The 3,105-nt window shown below is 68.7% G+C and carries 2 protein-coding genes and 2 pseudogenes; 2 read left to right on the forward strand and 2 right to left on the reverse strand.

Annotation, left to right across the window (positions count from 1 at the left end; translation table 11 throughout):
• Together B4E30_RS05710 and B4E30_RS05715 are read right to left on the reverse strand one after the other, a co-directional pair.
• A pseudogene (locus B4E30_RS05710) lies at positions 1-392 on the reverse strand (hypothetical protein); the annotation flags it as partial.
• A gap of 84 nt (positions 393-476) precedes the next feature.
• Positions 477-1,169: an NTP transferase domain-containing protein gene (locus tag B4E30_RS05715; RefSeq protein ID WP_194384999.1), complete on the reverse strand. Its 693-nt coding sequence runs from the start codon at positions 1,167-1,169 to the stop codon at positions 477-479.
• Between the two features lie 398 nt (positions 1,170-1,567).
• Here B4E30_RS05715 and B4E30_RS05720 point away from each other — a divergent pair, with 398 nt between their 5' ends.
• Complete coding sequence (locus B4E30_RS05720; RefSeq protein ID WP_286793936.1) at positions 1,568-2,917, forward strand: ABC transporter ATP-binding protein; 1,350 nt, start codon at positions 1,568-1,570, stop codon at positions 2,915-2,917.
• A gap of 8 nt (positions 2,918-2,925) precedes the next feature.
• Positions 2,926-3,105 (forward strand): annotated as a pseudogene (locus B4E30_RS05725) (hypothetical protein); the annotation flags it as partial.

Raw genomic sequence — 3,105 nt, forward strand, 5'->3', positions numbered from 1 at the left:
TCGGACACCGGGATGCCGTGCACCTCGGCCACCGACTGCGCGAACAGGGCGGTCGCCTCGAGGAAACCGACCGTCTCGACCCCGCTGAGCGCGAGCGTCACTCCGGTGCCGATGCCGGGGATGACGGCCGTTGCTCCGACGGCCGCGCCGCCGGTGGTGACCGCAGCCAGGTAGCGGCGCTCGAGCATCCGGATGATGTGATCGGGGGGCGCATCCGGGTGGCGCAGCCGGATGCTGCGCAGGTGCGCGAGGACCGCCGGACGCTGGATGGCGAGCACCCGGTCCAGCGCGCGGATCGAGTGCGGGTGCTCGTCGGAGCCCACGGGAGGCAGCCCGCCGTCCCAGGGGGCTTCCTCGGACAGCGAGTGGATGCGGTGCACCTTGTCGGACATCACCGCGATCCTAGGTCGCCGGGCTGAGTCCGAGCCGGAAACCTCCCGGCCGGGTCGAAACCCGGTCGGGACGCGCATCGGCGATCAGACGAAGAGATTCGCCCGCTCGAGGTCCTCGGCGAAGTCGATCTCCACCGCGTACAGATCGGAGATGTCCAGCGGCGCGACGCGCACGCCGTCCTCGGCGATCGCGAGTTCGAGGCCGCGCTCGAAGTAGTCCTGATCGTCCACGCGCTGCAGCTGGCGCATGAACGCCTTCTTGTCGCGCGAGGAGATGTAGTTGATCCCGACGGCCTCGCCGATACCTCCGCGCACCGTCTTGGACAGCTCGTCGATGTGGCCGTCGGCGGTGACGGTGTACTTGACCTCTTCGTCGCTCACCTTGGAGGTGTTGACGGTGACGAACGAGCGGTCGGCCTCGATCAGAGCGACCGCGCGGCCGAGCACGCGGGGGTCGAAGACGACGTCGCCGTTCATCCACAGCACACCCGAGCGGCCGGTCTTGCCGAGGCCGCGCAGCAGGCTCTTGGACGTGTTCGTCTGGTCGTAGCTGTCGTTGTAGACGTAGTCGGCCTCGGGGAAGGCCTCCACGATGCTCTCGGCGCGGTAGCCGACCACCGTGGTCACGCGCGCGTCGGATCCGAACGCGGCGCGGATGTTGTCGTGCTGCTGCCGCATGATGGAACGTCCGTCGGACAGCTGCGTCAGCGGCTTGGGCAGGCTGCGGCCGAGCCGCGAGCCCATTCCGGCCGCGAGGATCACGATCTGAGTCGTCACGATTGAGTCTCCTGGAGTGTTGGTTCACCGTCGGTTCACCGACGCGACACCCCGTTGTGCCTTGAGCATGGTAGCGAGATCGCCTGAGAACGCGCAGAATCCCTGGCCACCGTGTCCTATTCGTGATATGCCGCATCGATGGCGGGGCGCGACGGTGCGAATCGTCTGAACGTGTCGCTCGCGGGGCCGGTGGCGCGCGGCGGGGTTGATACCTTTGATCGGTGACAGCATCGCTGCCCATGCCGGGGGAATCCAATACGCCGCACAACGGCGTTCGAGGTGCGGGCGCTCGCGACAGCGGTGCACTCATCTCCCTCCCGCCCAAACCTCCGCTTCCGCCGGTGGGTCCCCGGACCGATCCGGGTCCGCCGCCGCCGCTGCCGCCGGACCTTCGGGATGTGTCCACTCCCGCCCCGGCGACGGACGCTCTGATCATCCCGCCGCGCCCGCCGATGCCGACGGCGCCGATGGACGACACGGTCGAGGCCGAGAAGGATCTTGCCGTCCCCGAGGCCGATCCGGTCGTCGACGAGGACGACATCGACGACCTCCTCGACGAGGACGAGACCGACGAGCTGCTCGATGAGGATCGCGACGACCTCCCCGACGAGGACGAGATCGAGCTCCTTGATGATCCCGTGGCCGGGGAGCACACTCTGGTGGGTGACGAGCCGGCATCGCTCGACGACATCGAAGACGAGTCGGACGAAGAGGATTCGGACGAAGACGGAACGGACGAGGAGGAATCGGTCGCAGACAAGTCGGACGACGACACCGACGTCGAGGGCTCGGCGGGCGCCGAAGACCCGCTCGTCGACGACGAAGACGACGTCGCGACAGACGACGTCGATCCGGACGTCGTGGATTCGGATCCGGTCGCGGCGGATCTCATCGATCCGGACCCCGTCGAGGCCGACGCGCCGGCCACCGGCGCTGCCGCTGTCACCGACATCGTGTCCTCGGTCATGGCGGAGGACGAGCCCGCCTCGGACGCGGCGCTCGCTCTGCGGGGAGTCACCAAGGTGTTCGGTCAGACGCGTGCCGTCGACGGAATCGATCTGACCGTCCCCGCGGGAACGTTCTACGGACTCGTCGGACCCAACGGGGCCGGCAAGACGACCACGTTGTCGATGATCGCGGGCCTGCTGCGGCCCGACCGCGGCGAAATCAGCGTGAACGGCGTCGACGCCGTCACCGATGCCGTGCGTGCCAAGAGCATGATGGGCGTCCTCCCCGATCGACTCCGCACCTTCGACCGTCTCACAGGTCGTCAGCTGCTGTACTACTACGGCGTGCTGCGCGGGCTGTCGCCGTCGGTCGTCGAGTCACGCACCGCCGACCTCGCGCGCGCGTTCGACCTCACCGACGCGCTCGGCCGCGTCGTGTCCGACTATTCCGTGGGCATGTCGAAGAAGGTCATGCTCGCCGGCGCGCTCATCCACTCGCCGCGCGTGCTGGTGCTGGACGAGCCCTTCGAGTCGGTCGATCCCGTCTCGAGCTCGGTCATCCTCGACATCCTCGGCACCTACGTCGATCACGGCGGCACCGTCATCCTCTCCAGCCACGGCATGGACCTCGTGGAGCGGGTCTGCAGCCGGGTCGCCGTGATCGTGGCCGGACAGGTGCTCGCCGAAGGGACCATCGACGAGGTGCGCGGCGAATTGACGCTCGAGCAGCGCTTCGTCGAGCTCGCCGGCGGGCTCAGCGATGTGGAAGGCCTCGAGTGGCTGCACACCTTCTCCGACTGAGGCTCGCGATGATGCTCGGCGCTCTGCGCGGCGAGCCCCGGCACATCGTCCGCATGACGGCGGGCCTGCTCGTGCTCACGGCGGCCGTGGTCGCCGCGTGCTGGGCCCTGACGACGATCGAGGATGCGACTCCCGAGGCGTTCGCCGCCGTGGCCGTCATGGGCGGCGCGGCGATCACGCTCGGCTTC

Source organism: Microbacterium sp. UBA3394, from assembly GCF_002358725.1.
GTDB lineage: Bacteria > Actinomycetota > Actinomycetes > Actinomycetales > Microbacteriaceae > Microbacterium > Microbacterium luteum.